The sequence below is a fragment of the Salinispora pacifica DSM 45544 genome (assembly GCF_000378845.1).
Classification (GTDB): domain Bacteria; phylum Actinomycetota; class Actinomycetes; order Mycobacteriales; family Micromonosporaceae; genus Micromonospora; species Micromonospora pacifica.
In genome coordinates this window covers 1770627-1788030 of record NZ_KB905359.1, presented here as the reverse complement: position 1 = coordinate 1788030, position 17404 = coordinate 1770627, and the positions used below count along the sequence as shown (strand labels likewise).

The 17404-nt window shown below is 71.5% G+C and carries 15 protein-coding genes; 13 read left to right on the top strand and 2 right to left on the bottom strand.

Annotation, left to right across the window (positions count from 1 at the left end; translation table 11 throughout):
- Positions 1-3: 3 nt before the first annotated feature.
- Entirely contained in the window at positions 4-531 is a 528-nt protein-coding gene (locus tag SALPAC3_RS0108080; RefSeq protein WP_018220737.1) for a DinB family protein, read from the bottom strand.
- A 127-nt stretch (positions 532-658) separates the two neighbouring features.
- A complete protein-coding gene (locus tag SALPAC3_RS0108075; RefSeq protein WP_018220736.1) occupies positions 659-2449 on the bottom strand; it encodes an alkaline phosphatase D family protein in 1791 nt (596 codons plus the stop codon).
- A gap of 143 nt (positions 2450-2592) precedes the next feature.
- On the opposite strand from SALPAC3_RS0108075, the gene ftsY reads away from it, so the two are divergent.
- The 13 genes from ftsY (at position 2593) to rimM (ending at position 17404) form a co-directional block, all read left to right on the top strand.
- Entirely contained in the window at positions 2593-3795 is a 1203-nt protein-coding gene (gene ftsY, locus SALPAC3_RS0108070) for a signal recognition particle-docking protein FtsY (protein WP_018220735.1), read from the top strand.
- A 10-nt stretch (positions 3796-3805) separates the two neighbouring features.
- On the top strand, positions 3806-4672 hold the full coding sequence (locus SALPAC3_RS0108065; protein WP_018220734.1) for an aminoglycoside phosphotransferase family protein: 867 nt from the start codon (positions 3806-3808) through the stop codon (positions 4670-4672).
- A 272-nt stretch (positions 4673-4944) separates the two neighbouring features.
- Positions 4945-6159: a right-handed parallel beta-helix repeat-containing protein gene (locus SALPAC3_RS0108060; protein WP_018220733.1), complete on the top strand. Its 1215-nt coding sequence runs from the start codon at positions 4945-4947 to the stop codon at positions 6157-6159.
- Between the two features lie 324 nt (positions 6160-6483).
- Positions 6484-7857 carry an ammonium transporter gene (locus tag SALPAC3_RS0108055; RefSeq protein WP_018220732.1) on the top strand — a complete coding sequence of 458 codons (1374 nt, stop codon included), beginning with the start codon at positions 6484-6486 and terminating at the stop codon, positions 7855-7857.
- 54 nt (positions 7858-7911) lie between these two features.
- Positions 7912-8250 (top strand): P-II family nitrogen regulator, encoded by a 339-nt coding sequence (locus SALPAC3_RS0108050; RefSeq protein WP_033660444.1) that lies wholly within the window; start codon positions 7912-7914, stop codon positions 8248-8250.
- Between the two features lie 26 nt (positions 8251-8276).
- Positions 8277-10571, top strand: coding sequence for a [protein-PII] uridylyltransferase (locus SALPAC3_RS0108045; protein WP_018220730.1), 2295 nt, complete (start codon positions 8277-8279; stop codon positions 10569-10571).
- Positions 10572-10748: 177 nt separating this feature from the next.
- Positions 10749-12293, top strand: a complete 1545-nt coding sequence (ffh, locus tag SALPAC3_RS0108040; protein WP_018220729.1) for a signal recognition particle protein — start codon at positions 10749-10751, stop codon at positions 12291-12293.
- Positions 12294-12405: 112 nt separating this feature from the next.
- Positions 12406-13485: an amidohydrolase family protein gene (locus tag SALPAC3_RS0108035; RefSeq protein WP_018220728.1), complete on the top strand. Its 1080-nt coding sequence runs from the start codon at positions 12406-12408 to the stop codon at positions 13483-13485.
- A gap of 83 nt (positions 13486-13568) precedes the next feature.
- Entirely contained in the window at positions 13569-14975 is a 1407-nt protein-coding gene (gene proS, locus SALPAC3_RS0108030) for a proline--tRNA ligase (protein WP_018220727.1), read from the top strand.
- Positions 14976-15176: 201 nt separating this feature from the next.
- Positions 15177-15824 carry a ribonuclease FAU-1 family protein gene (locus tag SALPAC3_RS0108025; RefSeq protein WP_026185346.1) on the top strand — a complete coding sequence of 216 codons (648 nt, stop codon included), beginning with the start codon at positions 15177-15179 and terminating at the stop codon, positions 15822-15824.
- A gap of 323 nt (positions 15825-16147) precedes the next feature.
- Positions 16148-16612 (top strand): 30S ribosomal protein S16, encoded by a 465-nt coding sequence (gene rpsP / locus SALPAC3_RS0108015; RefSeq protein ID WP_011905207.1) that lies wholly within the window; start codon positions 16148-16150, stop codon positions 16610-16612.
- The gene (locus SALPAC3_RS0108010) at positions 16587-16847 is read left to right on the top strand and encodes an RNA-binding protein (RefSeq protein ID WP_011905208.1); all 261 of its coding nucleotides are present in this window, start codon (positions 16587-16589) and stop codon (positions 16845-16847) included. The genes rpsP and SALPAC3_RS0108010 overlap by 26 nt, the downstream gene beginning before the upstream one ends.
- Entirely contained in the window at positions 16847-17404 is a 558-nt protein-coding gene (rimM, locus tag SALPAC3_RS0108005) for a ribosome maturation factor RimM (protein WP_018220724.1), read from the top strand. Before SALPAC3_RS0108010 ends, rimM begins: the two co-directional genes overlap by 1 nt.

Here is a 17404-nt window from a genome sequence, read left to right as displayed (position 1 = left end):
CGATCAGTCTCCGGTGACGCCGTCGAGGCGTTCCCGGATCAGGTCGGCGTGGCCGTTGTGCCGGGCGTACTCCTCGATCATGTGGAGGTAGACCCAGCGCAGGCTGAGCTGGTCGCTGCCGCCGTCCCGTCGGCGCATCGTGAACTCCTCGTCGAGGTCGCGCCCGGCGGCGGCGGCGTCAGCGGCCGCGATCTCGGCCCGGAGCGCGGCGAAGTCGGCCTCCGGGTCGGCGGTCTCCACCCGAAACTCCGCGTCCGGATCAGCGGTGAAGTCGAACAGGTCGGGCAGGTCCTGCCCGGCGAAACGCTGCCGGAACCACGCCCGCTCGACGTAGGTCATGTGCCGAACCAGGCCGAGGAGGGAGAGCGGGGACGGTGCGACGCTCGCGGTGCGTAGCTGGTCGACGGTCAGGCCCGCGCACTTGTGCAGCAGGGTGTCTCGATGGTAGTCGAGCCAGCCGGTGAGCAGGGTACGTTCCGTGCCGAGGTCGGGCTCGGGCCGGCGGTCGATCTCAGGTGCTTTCCAGATCATGGCCGTATCCTCGCGTAGCGGGTCCGGGACGAGCGCACTACCCCCGGCGAGGGCTCATGCCGGCGCCATCTGGACCGGACCCGGCGCCGTCCGGCGAGCCGGGACGGCCTTCGGTGTTGGCCGGGCGTCAGCCGCTGGTGAGCTGGTGGCGCATCACCTCCTGCAGCCCACCCGCGCCGGTGGTGCCCGCGATCGTCACCTCGGCTGTCCGCCCGTCGTGTCGCAGCGTGCCGATGGCGTTGCCGAAGTACGGTCCGGCCAGCTTCGTCCAGCGCAGCGCCGGCCGGCCGGTCCCGGCGGTGCGGGACAGCGCTCGGGCAGCGATGGCCAGGGCAGGTGACCAGCCCAGCCGCAGCGGTAGCCGCATCGCGGCCGGCACCTGGTTGTGCAGCGGGGAGCAGGTGAGCTGGTGTACGGGGGTGACCACCGCGGGATCGGCGAACCGGGCCCGGGCCACGTACGAGTGGTGCACGTCGCCGCTGAGGACACTGATCGACGCCGGCGCGGCGCCCGGGGCGCGCTCCGCCGGCTGCCCGGGCTGCCCCGGCTCACCACCCGGCTGCCCGGTCCCACCCGGCTGCCCCAGCTCACCCGACTCACCCGACTCACGGCGAGGCCGGGTCGTCCCGTCCGGTGCGCCGCCACCGATGCGGGCGAAGAGGGCGCCGAGCGCGTCGAAGGAGCGACGAAACGCCGCCCAGTGCTCGAGGTCGACAGCGCGGCGCAGCTTCTCCGCCGCGTCAGCCACCCAGCGTCGGCGCGAGTCGGCGAGCACCTCGTTCCACGCCTCCACGTGGTGGATGCCGGGCGGCAGCAGCCAGGGCAGGGACGAGCCCACCACCAGGTGGTCGTAGCTGCCGTGGGCCTGGTCGACCAGCCAGGACCACTCGGCCGGCGGGAGCATCGCCCGCCGGCCCGGCTCCAGCACCCGGCTGCACCGGTTGTCGAGCATGACCAGGCGGGTCCGGCCGACTCCGAGCGCGAAGCTCCACTGGTACCGCTTCGCCCGCCATGGTTCGGGGCCGGGCGCGAGGCCGGACTCCTGGTCGACCTGGTGACCGAAGTCGCGGAGTGTGTCGGTGGCGTCCTCGGCCGCGGTCACCCTCGCGTAGAGCGGGTCGGCCGCGATCTCCGCCGGGGCGAGGTTGCCGAGGTGCTGGTAGACCCAGTAGGAGGCGAGCCCGCTGCTGATGCGCTCGCCCCACCAGGGCTGGGCGCGGGCGTGGGCGCGCCAGGCGGCGGAGGTGTTCCAGTCGTCCACGATCTCGTGGTCGTCGAAGATCATGACGCTCGGCACGGTGGAGAGTAGCCAGCGGGTCTCCGGGACGCGCCACGACTCCAGGTAGAGCTTGGTGTACTCGTCGAAGCTGACCACCTGGTCCACCGGCGCGCCCACCGGCCGCCGCCGGCGCCGCCGGAGCAGCCGTCGTACGGTCGGTGAGGTCTCGTCGGCATAGACCTGGTCGCCGAGGAGCACCAGCAGGTCGGGCAGGTCCGCCGGGTCGGGGGTGGCGGCCAGCCCACGGGCGTACGCGTCGAGTGCGTCCGGGGGCAGCTCGCGGCCGGTGGCGTGCTGGGTGGCTTCCCGGCACGAGCCGAACACCAGGCGTACCGGCTGGTCCCGGTCGTCGGCGGCCCGGGTACGGATGACGCTGGGCGGGTACGGGCCGGGCAGTGGCCAGACGAGCTCCCCTCCGAGCAGTACCTCGTAGCTGCTGGCGGCGCCGGGGGCCAGCCCGGAGACCACGACCAGGGCGTAGTGGTGCTGGTAGGCGGAGAAGGTGGGTGCGGTGCCGGTGGCGCCGTCGGCGGTACGGACGGTGACGGTCGCCGGGGCGCTGGTCTCCACCCAGATGGTGGCCTGCGTGCCGACCACCCGGCGGAGCAGCGGGCCGACCAGCAGGTCTGTGGCGGGCATGGTGGGCCTCCCGAGGAGCGTGTCGTCCCTGCTGTCCGGCCGGCGGGCGCAGCAGGGGTGCGGACGAGCCTATTGCCCGCCGGGTCTCCGGTGGGGGTGCGGTGGTGGAGACGCGGTCGCCCGCGTCTGACAGGATTTCGGGCATGACGGATTACCTCCTCATCGCACTCGCCCTGCTCGGCGTGCTGATTCTCGGCACCGTCGGGCTGGTGGCGCCGAAGCTGCGTCGCCGTCGGGAGCCCCCGTTGCCGACGACGGAGGTCGAGACCCGCGCCGAGGAGGACGTTGCCGGACCGCCGGTCGAGGCGGCCGAGGCGGCGCCCACCGGGATCCTGGTCGAGCCGGCGCCGGCTCCCCCGGTGCAGGTGCCGGAGGTCCCGGTTGAGGTCCCGGTGGAGGTCCCGGAGCCGACCGCCGGCCGGTTGGTTCGGCTTCGTTCCCGGCTGTCCCGCTCGCAGAGCGTGTTCGGCAAGGGGCTGTTGGGCCTGCTCAGTCGGGACCGCCTCGACGAGGAGACCTGGGAGGAGATCGAGGACAGCCTGATCACCGCGGACGTCGGCATCGACTCCACCCGGGAGATCGTTGACCGGCTCCGCGAGCGGACCCGGGTGCTCGGCACCCGCACCGTCGCCGAGCTGCGGGCGCTGCTCGCCGCCGAACTGGTCAACGCCCTCGACCCGGAGCTGGACCGCGCCCTGCACACGGCGCCGAAGGACGGCGTACCGGCGGTGCTGTTGGTGGTGGGGGTCAACGGGGCCGGGAAGACCACCACCTGCGGCAAGGTCGCTCGGGTGCTGGTGGCGGATGGCCGGAGTGTGATCCTCGGCGCTGCCGACACGTTCCGTGCCGCCGCCGCGGACCAGCTGGAGACCTGGGCCGGCCGGGTCGGGGCGGAGACCGTCCGGGGCCCGGAGGGGGCCGATCCGGCCAGCGTCGCCTTTGACGCGGTCAAACGCGGGATCGAGACCGGGGTGGACACGGTGTTGGTCGACACCGCCGGCCGGCTGCAGAACAAGGTCGGCCTGATGGATGAGCTGGGCAAGGTCAAGCGGGTGGTGGAGAAGCACGGCCCGATCGACGAGACGCTGCTGATCCTCGACGCCACCACCGGCCAGAATGGTCTGGAGCAGGCGCGGGTCTTCACCGAGGCGGTGGACGTGACCGGCGTCGCGCTCACCAAGCTTGACGGCACCGCCAAGGGCGGCATCGTGATCTCCGTGCAGCGCAAGCTGGGCATCCCGGTGAAGCTGGTCGGTCTCGGCGAGGGGAAGGACGACCTGGCGCCGTTCGACCCCGCGCAGTTCGTGGACGCGTTGCTGGGCGCCGAGGCCGGGTCGGACGCGTAACCCCACGGTGATGACCAACGATCGCGCCCACCCCGGTTGGCGCGACCCGCGCCGCCCGACCTCCCGCCTCGGGCGGCCCTATGTGATGGCCCAGGAGATCCCGCTGCGCGGCGGCAATGTGAGCACGGTGGTCCGGGTCGGGGACACGGTTCGGCGCAACGCCGGCCCGTGGACACCGTCGGTGCACGCCCTGCTGCGGCACCTGGAATACGTGGGTTTCACCGGCGCGCCTCGGGCGCTGGGGATGGATGAGCGGAACCGTGAGGTGCTGTCGTACCTGGAGGGGGAGTGCGGGGAGTACCCGCTGGCCCCGCACTGGGTCACCGACGAGGCGCTGGTGACGGTCGCGACGATGCTGCGGATGTTTCACGACGCGCAGTACGGCTTCGTCCTGCCGGAGGGGGCGGTGTGGCGTTCCTTCGGGCCGTCGCCGGAGAGCGAGGTGATCTGCCATCACGACGCCGCCCCGCACAACGTGATCTGGCGCCCGGACGGCACCCTCGGAATGATCGATTTTGATCTCGCCTCGCCGGGCTCCCGCATCTACGACGTCGCCTACGCGGCGTGGACCTGGGTGCCGGTCTTCGCCGACCGGGACTCGATCACCCTCGGGTGGCGGCGTCCGGACCGGCCGCGGCGGCTGCGGCTCTTCGCCGACGCGTACGGGCTCATCCCGCGCGACCGGCATCGGCTGGTGCGCACCATCCGCAAGCGGATCGTCGACCATGTGGAGGGCATCCGGCGGATGGCCGCTGCCGGTGATCCGGCCTTCGTGCGGATCGTCAACCGTGGGCACCTCCGTCGCCCGCTGCGGGACCTGCGCCTGCTCGACTACGAGCAGCACATCCTGGAGGACGCGCTTCGGGTTCCGGGGTAGTCGTGCCGGGAGCGTATCCGCTAGTTCATATGGGTATCTTTTTCGGGTTCATGTTTATTTGGGTTTCATGTCGGTTTTGCTCGGTGGTGGCTGCTACTGCCTGCCTGGTAGCCGAGGAACGCCAACCGGGCTACCCGGGGCGGTGCGTTCCTCGTCCATGACGGGGGAAGGGACACCGAAACGACATGAACCATCAGCACCACACCCACACACCTGCTCGCCCCGACCGGGTTCGGGCGAGATCACGATGGTGGGCCGTCGGGCTCGCCGGTGTGACCGGCCTGGCCCTCACCGCCACCATTGGCGTCGCGACCTCCGCCGCCGGCGCGGACGGGCGCTCCGGCGCCACCAGGGGAGACCACCGGACGGGCATCCCCGTCCCCTGTGACGCGGACAAACTGATCGCCGCGATCACGCTCGCCAACGCCCGCGGCGGTGCTGTCCTCGACCTCGCCAAGGACTGCACCTATCTACTCACCGCCGAACTCGACGATGCCGGCCTCCCCACCATCACCACCCCGATCACCCTCAACGGCGGAAAGCACACCACCATCAAACGCGCCGCCGCGGTCGACCCGTTCCGCATTCTCGCCGTGGACGTCGGTGGTGACCTCACCCTCAAACACCTCACCGTCACCGGCGGGCAGACCGCCAGCGGCGACGGGGGCGGCCTCCTGGTGAACGCTGGTGGCCGCGCCACCCTGAAGCACGTCGAGGTCGTGACCAACGTGTCCGACCAGGACGGTGGAGGGGTGGCCAACAGTGGGACGGTTGTTGTCGAACACTCCAGCATCAGCCGTAACATCGCCGCCGTGAACGGTGGTGGTGTCTACACCACGGGTCAGCTCACGGTCAGGTCCTCACGGGTGGACAAGAACACGGCTAGCAATGGGGCTGGCATTGGGAGCGCCCCTGGTGGTGCGATCCGGATCGAACACAGCTCCATCACGGGAAACCAGGCCGAAACCAGTATCGGAGGCATCCAGCTGGAGGGGATCGGCTACATCGCCGATTCGAAGATTGCGGACAACACCGCCGGCGAGACGGGGGGCGTCGCGGTATTCGGTCAGACCACGATGCGACGCGTCGGCATCATCAACAACACCGCGACCGGGCTCACCGCGGGCGGGCTGTTCGTTGCGGCGGGGCTTCCGGTGTCCCCCGTGGCAGTCCTCGAGGACAGCCGGATCGAGGGCAACACCGCTGCCACCGACGGTGGGGGGATCCTCAACGGTGGACAGGTGGTACTGCGGCGGACGTCGGTCGCCGGCAACCAGGCGGGTGACGAGGGTGGTGGCATCTTCAACTCCGCCACCGGTACGGCCACCCTGTTCACTTCCAAGATTGTCAAGAACATCGCTGTCACCGACGGCGGCGGTATCTTCAACGAGGTGGGTGGAACGGTGAACCTGAACACCGCCACCGGCACCATCGTGGCGAAGAACCGGCCGAATAACTGCGTCAACGTACCCGGCTGTTCCGGGTAGCGGGCCGGCCGCGCCGGATCCACCAGGCCCCGTTCCCACCGGTTCTCCGGTGGGAACGGGGCCACTGTCGTGCTGCGTGAACAAGGCGGGAGTCGAGCGTGGGCTTAGCTCTGGGGGTGTACCGAGCCGGCGATCGGCTGGTCTCGGCATCATCCGTTCGGTTGGTCAAGGCCCGCTTCACACATACGAAACAAGTCGTCATCGACTGGAAATCGGCGGGTGACGTTGCAGGAAACAGGGGGCGAGCAGGATTCGGAGTGACCGGTGGACGGGCAGTGCTGCCTCGGAAGCCGTTAGGGAGGGAACTTTACTTAGGAGGCAAGCGTGCCCGAAGCACCGACCATCGACACCGGCAACACCGCGTGGCTGCTGGTGTCGAGCGCGATCGTGCTGCTCATGACGCCCGGACTGGCACTGTTCTACGGCGGCCTGAACCGGGCCAAGGGCGTCCTCAATATGATTATGATGAGCTTCTCCGCGATCGGGCTCGTCAGTATTCTCTGGTTGTTCTACGGTTTCTCCGCCGCTTTCGGCACGGACCAGGGTGGGGTCATCGGCGACCTCGGCCAGTATCTCGGCACCAAGACCTTCATGGCGGAGACCGACCTGTGGGGTGAGACCGGCATCCCGCTCTACGTCTTCATGGCGTTCCAGATGATGTTCGCGGTCATCACGGTCGCCCTGATCAGCGGTGCGATCTCCGACCGGGCCAAGTTCTCCGGCTGGCTGTTGTTCGTCGTCGGCTGGGCGAGTCTGGTCTACTTCCCGGTCGCCCACTGGGTGTGGGGCGGCGGATTCATCGGTGCCGAGCTCGGTGCGCTCGACTTCGCCGGTGGGACCGCGGTGCACATCAACGCCGGTGCGGCGGCGCTGGCCCTGGTGCTGGTGCTGGGTCGACGGCTCGGCTGGCCCCGGGAGACGATGAAGCCGCACAACGTTCCGATGGTCGCGCTCGGCGCCGGCCTGCTCTGGTTCGGCTGGTTCGGCTTCAACGCCGGCTCCGAGTTGACCGCGGACCTGACCACGGGGCTGGCCTTCGTCAACACCCAGGTGGCGACCGCCGCCGCCGTACTCGGCTGGTTGCTGGTGGAGAAGGCGCGGGACGGCCGGCCCACCCTGGTCGGCGCCTCCTCCGGCGCCATCGCCGGGCTGGTCGCGATCACCCCGGCCTGTGCCTTCATCACCCCCTGGGCCGCGGTGCTGCTCGGCCTGGTCGCCGGTGCGGTCTGTGCGTTGGCGGTGAGCCTGAAGTACCGGCTGGGCTTCGACGACTCGCTCGACGTCGTCGGCGTGCACTTCGTCGGTGGCTGGATCGGCTGCCTGTGGATCGGTCTCTTCGGCACGTCGTCGGTCAGCTCGCTGGTCACCGACGAGGGCCTCTTCTACGGGGGCGGGGTGGCCCAGCTGGGCGTCCAAGCACTCAGCGCGTTGATCGTCACCGGCTACTCCTTCGCGGTGGCCCTCGTCCTCGCCCTCGTCCTGGAGAAGACGATCGGCTTCCGGGTCAGCAGGGCGGCCGAGGTCGAGGGGATCGACATCGCCGAGCACGCCGAGAGCGGCTACGACCTCTCGCCCGCCGCCGGCTCGGCCGGCGGCAGCGCGTACGCGGCGGCGGGCCTGGCCGGCGGGAAGCACGCCGGGGAGAGCAGCGCCACGGAGCAGGTCGCGTCGGCGCCGTGGGCGGGCGGCCGGCGGTGAGCCCCGCCGTCGAGCAGGTCGCTGGTTAACGTTCCGGGAATGGAGGGGTTGGACATGAAGTTGGTGACCGCGGTCATCAAGCCGTACCAGCTGGACGCGGTGAAGGAGGCGCTGCACGCGCTCGGGGTGGCTGGCCTGACCGTCAGCGAGGTCCAGGGCTACGGCCGCCAGAAGGGGCACACCGAGGTGTATCGGGGCGCCGAGTACACGGTGGAGTTTCTGCCCAAGATCCGGGTGGAGGTACTCACCGACGAGCTGGATGTCGCCAAGATCGTCGATGCCGTCGTCGCCGCCGCCCGGACCGGCAGGATCGGTGACGGCAAGGTGTGGGTCACCGCGGTCGAGGAGGTCGTCCGGGTCCGTACCGGCGAACGCGGCCTCGACGCCGTGTAGGCACCCACCGGCGGGAGGAGGTACCGATGACCTTGTTGCACCAGAGGCGTACGGCCAGACCGGGCCTCCTGATCAACAAGGTCACCGGTGCTCCCGGCGGGATCGACGCCGCCGCCCGGGCAGCCCGGGCGGCGGCGATCGACGGCTGGCTCGCCGGGCTGCTGCCCCGGCGGGACGGGGTCGCGCTGGTCGCGGTGGGCGGGCTCGGCCGTCGTCAGTGCGCCCCACACGGGGACCTCGACCTGCTGTTGCTGCACGCCGACGTACCCGAGGTGGACGAGTTGGCCGCCAGCATCTGGTATCCGGTCTGGGACGCCGGGCTGCGCCTCGACCACTCGGTACGAACGGTCCCCGAGGCCCTCGCGGTCGCCCAGGATGATGTCCGGGTGGCTCTCGGTCTGCTCGACGCCCGCCTCGTCGCGGGTGACGAGGCGCTGGCCGACCGGCTGGTTCGTTCGGCCGTCGACCACTGGCGACGGAGCGCGGTGCGCCGACTGCCGGGGCTGCGCGAGCTGACCGAGGCCCGGTGGGCGGCCCACGGGGAACTGGCATTCCTGCTCGAGGGGGACCTCAAGGAGGCGGCCGGTGGGCTTCGCGACGTGGGACTCCTCCGGGCGATCGCCCGTGCCGGCGTCACCACCGCGCTCCGGCCCGCGGTCCGCGCCGCCCACCTGCGGCTACTGGACACCCGCGACGCGCTGCACCTGCGCGCCGGTCGGCGGGTGGACCGGCTGGTCGCCCCAGAACGCGACGGGGTCGCCGCCCTGCTCGGGCTGCGCCAGCCGCGGACCGACCCGGCGGCGGAGCCGGTGGACGAGGGGGATCTGCTGCTGCGCCGGGTCGCCAACGACGCCCGGACCGTCAGCCACGCCCTGGACGACGCCTTCCGGGCGGCCGGCCGGCTCCGCGCCCAACGCCGGGGCGCCGACGGACGACCGCTCCGGCGGCCGGTGGCCCGGGACGTGGTCGAGCACGACGGTGAGCTGGTGCTCGCCCGCGCGGTGATCGGGGTACGTCCGGAGCCGAGCCTGTCCCTGCGGGTCGCCGCCGCGGCGGCGACCACCGGTCTGCCGATCGCGGCGGCCACCTGCGAGTGGCTGGCCGCCTACTGCCCGCCGCTGCCGACTCCCTGGCCGGCCGCGGCGCGCACCGCCCTGGTCACGCTCCTGGGCGCGGGGCCGGGGCTGGTGTCGGTGTGGGAGACGTGCGACCGGTACGGGCTGGTTGACGGCTGGTTACCGGAGTGGACCCGAATCCGGAGCCTGCCGCAGCACCACCCGGTGCACCGGTTCACCCTCGACCGACACCTGGTGCAGACGGCGTACGAGGCCAGTCGGCTTACCCGGGAGGTGGACCGGCCGGACCTGCTGCTGCTCGGCGCCCTCCTGCACGACGTGGGCAAGGGGCTACCCGGTGACCACAGCCAGGTCGGCGCGCCGATCGCGGAGGCGGTCGCCGCCCGGATCGGCCTGCCCGCGGCCGAGGTGACGCTGATCGGGCGGCTGGTCCGGCTGCACCTGCTCTTGCCCGAGGTGGCGACCCGGCGCGACCTCGCCGATCCGGTGACCGTGGCCGGCGTGGCGGCGAAGGTCGTCGACACCAACACCCTGGAGCTGCTGCACGCCCTGGTCCGGGCCGACGCGGCTGCCACCGGCCCGGCCGCCTGGTCACGCTGGAAGGAACGGCTCGTCGCGGATCTGGTGGCCCGGGTACGCACCACACTGGACACCGGTCGGCCACCCGAACCGCCGGTACCGGATCCGGCGTTGGTCGCTGGCCCGCTGCCGGTGGTCCGGCTGACCGGGGACGAGGTGGCGGTGGCGGCGGCCCACCGGCGTGGCCTGCTCACGACGGTGGCCGGTTGCCTGGCCCGGCACCGGCTCGACGTGATCTCCGCGGACGCCTCGACGGTGTCCGGGCGGGCGTTGGTCGAGTTCCGGGTCCAGCCACGGTACGGCCTCGCGCCGGACCTGGTGGCGCTCGGCGCCGACCTGCGTCGGGCCGTAACCGGCGACGGGTCGGTGGTCCAGCGGCTGCGGGAGCGGGCCGTCGCCGTCGGTGGCGCGGGGCCGGCGCCCCAGGTGCGGTGGTATCGGGAGGCGGCCACCGACGCGGTGGTGTTGGAGCTGCGGGCGGCCGACGCCGCCGGTCTGCTCTACCGGGTCAGCGCGGCGCTGGACGAGGTGGGCGTGCAGCTACGGGCGGCGCGGATCTCTACCCTCGGTGCTGCCGCTGTGGACGCGTTCTACCTGGTCGGCGTCGGGCCGGACGCCGAGACCCAGGCCCAGATCTCGGCCGCTGTCCTGGCTGCGGCGCGATGAGAGGGGGCGAATGCCGTCGGCTGGAGGGCGGGTACGCGGGCGGCGCCGGGGGTGTCGGGTGCGCCGCGTGTGCCGGCCGGAAGCGGGTGGATCGCGGGCCGGATACCCTAGCGGTGGCTGGACAGCTCGTTCGGCCGTGCTCGTGCTCACCAGAACTCTGACAAACGGGATGTTCGCGTGTTTGACACCTTGAGTGACCGCCTGTCCGGGATCTTCACCAAGCTCCGCGGTAAGGGACGGCTCACCGACGCCGACATCGACGCCACCGCCCGCGAGATCCGCCTCGCGTTGCTGGAGGCGGACGTGGCGCTGCCGGTGGTCAAGGGCTTCATCGCGCGAGTCAAGGAGCGGGCGCGGGGCGCCGAGGTCTCCCAGGCGCTGAACCCGGCCCAGCAGATCGTCAAGATCGTCAACGAGGAGTTGGTCAACGTCCTCGGTGGCGAGGCGCGGCGGCTTCAGTTCGCCAAGCAGCCGCCGACCGTGATCATGCTGGCCGGTCTCCAGGGCTCCGGCAAGACCACGCTCGCCGGCAAGCTGGCCGGTTGGCTGCGCGGCCAGGGCCACCAGCCGCTGCTGGTCGCCGCCGACCTGCAGCGCCCCAACGCCGTCGGGCAGCTCCAGGTGCTCGGTGGTCGCGCCGGCGTCGAGGTGTACTCACCGGAGCCCGGCAACGGCGTCGGCGACCCGGTGCAGGTGGCTCGCGCCTCGATCGAGCACGCTCGTCGGGCTGCCCGGGACATCGTCATCGTGGACACCGCGGGCCGCCTCGGTATCGACGCCGAGATGATGCAGCAGGCCGCCGACATCCGGGACGCGGTCAACCCGGACGAGGTCATCTTCGTGATCGACGCCATGGTCGGCCAGGACGCGGTGCGCACCGCGGAGGCGTTCCGGGACGGCGTCGGCATCACCGGTGTGGTCCTCTCCAAGCTCGACGGTGACGCCCGTGGTGGTGCCGCGCTGTCGGTCCGGGAGGTCACCGGCCAGCCGATTCTCTTCGCCTCCACCGGTGAGAAGCTGGAGGACTTCGATGTCTTCCACCCGGATCGGATGGCCAGCCGGATTCTCGGCATGGGGGATGTTCTCACTCTGATCGAGCAGGCCGAACAGGCCTTCGACGTCGATCAGAAGGAGAAGATGACCGCCAAGCTGATGGGCGGTGAGCAGTTCACCCTGGAGGACTTCCTCGACCAGCTCATCGCGGTACGGCGGATGGGTCCGATCGCCAACGTGCTGGCCATGATGCCCGGCATGGGGCAGATGAAAGACCAACTCGCCGAGGTGGACGACAAGCACTTCGACCGGGTCACCGCGATCATTCGGTCGATGACCCCGGCCGAGCGCACCAATCCGAAGATCATCAACGGCTCGCGCCGGGCCCGCATCGCCAACGGCTCCGGGGTCACCGTGATGGACGTCAACCAGCTGCTCAACCGCTTCACCGACGCCCAGAAGATGATGAAGCAGATGGGCGGCATGATGGGTCTGCCCGGAGGGCGCCGAAAGGCGACCAAGTCGCCGAAGAACAAGCGTAAGGGCGGGAAGGGTGGCGGTCGGTCGCGGACCGGCGCGGGGGCGCGGGGCGGTCTCCCCGCCGGCATGCCGCAGCTGCCGCCCGGCCTGGGCCCCGACGACCTGGCCGGCCAGGGACTCCCCCCGGGATTCAAGCTTCCGAAGATCGACTTCAACAAGCTCGGCAAGGGGGATCAGCGCCCCCGTTGACCGAGGCGAACGGCCAGGTCGGTGCTGACGGCGGCTGATCCGGCGCCGGCCACGGCCCGTCGGTGGTGGGCTGCCCGCGCGCCGCGGCGGGCGATCCGGTAGGACTGAGCGTATGGCTTTGCACGTGCGTGGTGTGCTCCTGCCCGAGGACGAGGTCCGAGACATCTGGCTGGTCGGTGACCGGGTGACCCTCGAGCCGGTGGCCGGCGCGGAGACCATCGCCGACGGTGGCTTCCTGCTCCCCGGTCTGACCGACGCGCACTGCCACATCGGCATCGCCCGGGGCGGGACGCCGATCACCTCGCTCGACCAGGCCCGCGAGCTGGCCGAGGTCAACCGGGATGCCGGGGTGCTCGCCATCCGGGACGCCGGCTCCCCGTACCCGTATCCGGAGCTCGACGACGCCCCAGACCTGCCGCGGCTGGCCCGGGCCGGCCGGCATGTCGCCCCACCGAAGCGCTACCTGCGCGGGGTCGGGGTGGAGGTCGGCGCGGCAGAGGTGGCCGCGACCGTCACCGCGCAGGCCGACGCCGGCAACGGGTGGGTCAAGCTGGTCGGCGACTGGATCGATCGTGGTGTCGGCGATCTCGCCCCTGCCTGGGACGCGGAGACCATGACCGCCGCGGTTCGGGCCGCCCACGCCGCCGGGGCCCGCGCCGCGGTGCACACCTTCTCCGAGTCCGCCGTGGAGATCATGGTGCGGGCCGGGGTCGACTCGGTGGAACACGGCACCGGCCTGAGCCTGGATCTGATCGACGTGATGGCCCGGCAGGGCACCGCGCTGGTACCCACCATGATCAACATACGTACCTTCGGCGGCATCGCGGACCAGGCGCGGGCGAAGTTCCCCAGCTACGCCGACCACATGCTCGCCCTGCGAGACCGCTTCCCCGAGGTGGTCCGCGCCGCACACCAGGCCGGCGTGCCGATCTACGTGGGCACGGATGCCGGCGGTGGCATCGCACACGGTCTGGCCGCCGAGGAGATGCTGCTGCTGCACGAGGAGGCCGGGATCCCCGCCGAGGCCGTCCTCGCCGCCGCCTCCTGGCGGGCCCGCGAGTGGCTCGGCTTCCCCGGCCTGGTCGAGGGGGGCCTGGCCGATCTGGTCGTCTACCCGCAGGATCCGCGGCGGGACCTCCGCGTCGTCCGGGCCCCCGACCGGGTCGTCCTCCGCGGCCGGGTCCTGCGCTGATCCACCGGGGCGGGTCGGCGGTCGGGGGTGGAGCGACCGCCCGCCGGCGGCGACCGCTCCGGCGGCACATAGGATGTGCGGTCATGGCGCGCGTGCTCACTCCCCGTGCGGAGGACTTCCCCCGCTGGTACCAGGACCTGATCGCCAAGGCGAAGCTGGCCGACAACGGCCCGGTCCGGGGGACCATGGTGATCCGACCAGCTGGCTACGCCATCTGGGAGCGGATGCAGGCCGAGATGGACAACCGGATCAAGGCTGCCGGCGCGGAGAACGCGTACTTCCCGCTCTTCATCCCGGAGGGCCACCTCAAACGCGAGGCCGAGCACGTCGAGGGCTTCTCGCCGGAGCTGGCGGTGGTCACCCACGGTGGCGGCAAGCAGCTCGCCGAGCCGGTCGTGGTCCGTCCGACCAGCGAGACCGTCATCGGCGAGTTCATGGCCAAGTGGGTCGACTCGTACCGGGACCTGCCGTTGCTGCTCAACCAGTGGGCGAACGTGGTCCGCTGGGAGCTACGCCCCCGCATCTTCCTGCGGACCAGCGAGTTCCTCTGGCAGGAGGGGCACACCGCGCACACGACCCGCGAGGACGCCCGCGCCTACGCGCGGCGGATTCTGCACGAGGCGTACGAGGACCTGCTGGTCAACGTCCTCGCCATCCCGGTGCAGGTGGGTCTCAAGACCGCCCGGGAGCGGTTCGCCGGTGCGACCGCCACCTACACCCTCGAGGGCATGATGGGCGACGGCAAGGCGCTCCAGCTGGGCACCAGCCACGAGCTGGGGCAGAACTTCGGCCGCGCCTTCGACATCAGCTACACCTCGGCCGAGGGGGGACGGGAGTACGCCTGGACCACCTCGTGGGGCACCTCCACCCGGATGCTGGGTGGCCTGATCATGTGCCACGGCGACGACAACGGCCTGCGGGTGCCGCCGAAGCTCGCGCCGGTCCAGGCGTACGTCATGGTCGTCAAGGACGGCGAGGGGGTCGGCGAGGCCGCGACACGGCTGCACGACGCGCTGCGGGATGCCGGTGTCCGGGTCGCCCTCGACGACCGGACCGACACCCCCTTCGGGCGTCGCGCGGTCGACGCGGAGTTGCGCGGCTACCCGATCCGCGTCGAGATCGGCCCCCGCGACCTGGCGGCGGGGAACGCGGTCGTGGTTCGGCGGACGGACGGCTCGAAGTCCCCGGTTCCGGTGGCCGACGTGGTCGGCGTGGTGCGCGCGGCGCTCGACGCTGACCAGCAGGCGCTGCACGACCAGGCGCTCGCCAGCCGGCAGGCGCGGACCCACGAGGTGGGGACGCTCGCCGAGGCGATCGAGGCGGCGGCGACGGGCTGGGCCCGGGTGCCGTGGTCGGTGGTCGGCACCAAGGGCGAGGTGGAGGCGAACGCCCAGGGTGTCACCGTGCGATGCCTGATCCGGGCAGATGGCTCGGTGCCCGACAACGAGGACGAGCCGGACCTGGTCGCCATTCTGTCCCGGGCCTACTGAGCTGCGTCCACGCCCGAGCCCGGTACGGCCGTCGAGCCGGTCCGACCGGTCCGACCCAAGCTGGCCCGAGCGGGCTCGAGCGCCCTTGTGGGGCAGCTCGACAGCGAGTGGAGCGAACCGGGTCCCCGGCGTTGCGACCGGTCGTCGGTTGGGTGGGCTTGGCGTTCCGACCGGTCGTCGGCGGGCGGTAGGGTCGGCCAGGTGAGATTCGAGCCTGGGCGGTTGGTGGTGCACCGCAACGTGCGGCGGGGGCAGATCGGCTGGGTTCGTCCGGCGCGCGTGGTCAGCGATGACCACCGGGGGCTGCTGCTCTGGATCCCCCGGGGCTCCGAGGTGGCCAGCGAGACCACCGACGCCGGAGTCGGGATGCGGGCGATCCCGTTCGCCGAGTGGATCGTCTCCGCGCGCCGGCTGACGCGCACGCGGTGGCAGGGGCCACCCCTGCTGAAGTTCCTGCCGGTCGGGGCCGCGCACTCGGTCTGGTTCTTCCAGGACGAGCAAGGGCATTTCGCCCATTGGTACGTCAACCTCGAGGAACCTGGTGTTCGCTGGGCCGACGGTGGACTCGCCGGCGTTGACGTGGTGGACCAGGACCTTGACGTGCTGATCCACGCGGACCGCCGCTGGGCGTGGAAGGACGAGGACGAGTTCGCCGAGCGGCTCGACTTCCCGGCGCACTACTGGGTGCCCGACCCGGACGCCGTCTGGGCCGAGGGAAAGCGGGTGATCGGCCGGGCCGAGGCGGGTGAGTTCCCGTTCGATGGCACCTGGTGTGACTTCGTGCCGCCGGCCGAGTGGGCAGCCCCGCTGGACCTGCCGCCCGGGTGGGATCGGCCGCCGGCGCGCTGACGGCGCCCACCCGGCTGCCGGAACCGACGCTGCCCACCCGGCTGCCCGATACCGACTGCCGTGAGCGTGGCGGCCTACCCTGACCGAATCCGTGTGCTCTTCGTCATAGGCGAATGGTGCGCCGGGGCCGGTCCGATGTGAGGCTTCTCGGTCCGATCTGGCAGAATGGCTGGCTGGTATCCGACGTGGGTCCGGCGCCCTCTACCCGGGCACCACGTCAGTCCACCCGAGCAACCTCCGGCCCAACCCCACTGTGCCGGAGAGCGCGCTCAACCGTGCACCGCCCGTCCAGAGGCGGTGGAAACAACAGGAGCGAAAACACTGTGGCCGTAAAGATCCGGCTCCTGCGGATGGGCAAGATCCGCAACCCGCAGTACCGCATCGTCATCGCCGATTCGCGCACCAAGCGTGACGGCCGGGCGATCGAGTTCGTCGGGATCTACCAGCCGAAGCATGACCCTTCGGTGATCGAGGTCAAGTCGGACCGGGTGCAGTACTGGCTCTCCGTGGGCGCGCAGCCGAGCGAGGCGGTGCAGCGCCTGCTGGAGAAGACCGGCGACTGGCAGAAGTTCAAGGGCCTGCCGGCCCCCGAGCCGCTGAAGGTCGCCCCCGAGCGGGTCGACCGCAAGGCGGCGTACGAGGCTGAGGCGAAGGCCGCCGCTGGTCTGGCGGAGGCTCCGACCAAGCCGGCGAAGAAGGCCGCCAAGGCCGAGGCGGCGCCGAAGACCGACGAGGCGGCGCCGAAGACCGAGGAGCAGGCCGGTGCGGGCTCCGGCGAGCAGGGCTGACGTGGCACTGCGTCCGGCGCTGGAGCATCTGGTCAAGGGCATCGTCGACAACCCCGACGATGTCCGCGTCCGGCTGGTCGACTCCCGGCGGGGCAAGCGGCTCGAAGTCCGCGTGCACCCGGAGGACCTCGGCACGGTGATCGGGCGGTCCGGGCGGACCGCCAAGGCGCTGCGCCAGGTCATCGGTTCCATCGGTGGACGCGGCGTACGCGTCGACATCGTCGACTCGTACTGATGCTCGTCGTCGGCAGGATCGGCAAACCGCACGGGATCCGCGGTGAGGTGACCGTGGAGGTGCGGACCGACGAACCTGAGACGCGGTTCGCCCCGGGCTCGGTGCTGCGCACCGAGCCCGGGGCGAACCTACCCGGGGCGAGCGTGCCCGCCCACCCCGAGGCGTACCGGGTGCCGGGTGAACTGACCGTCGAGGCGGCGCGGTGGCATCAGGGGCGGGTGTTGCTGGTGGCGTTCGAGGGTGTGCTCGACCGCAACGTCGCCGAGGCGCTCCGCGGCACCCTGGTCGGCGTGGACCTCGCTGACGTGGCTCCGCCGACGGACCCGGAGGAGTTCCACGACCAGCAACTGGTCGGCCTGGCCGTGGTCACCCCGGCTGGGGAACGGCTGGGTGAGGTCTCCCGGATCGACCACGCCCCCGCCGCGGACCTGCTGGTGCTGCGCCGTTCCGGCCGTCGGGACGTGTTGATCCCGTTCGTCCGGGCGATCGTCCCCGAGGTTGATCTCGCCGGCGGTCGGGTGGTCGTGGATCCGCCCGGCGGCCTGCTTGACCTCTGA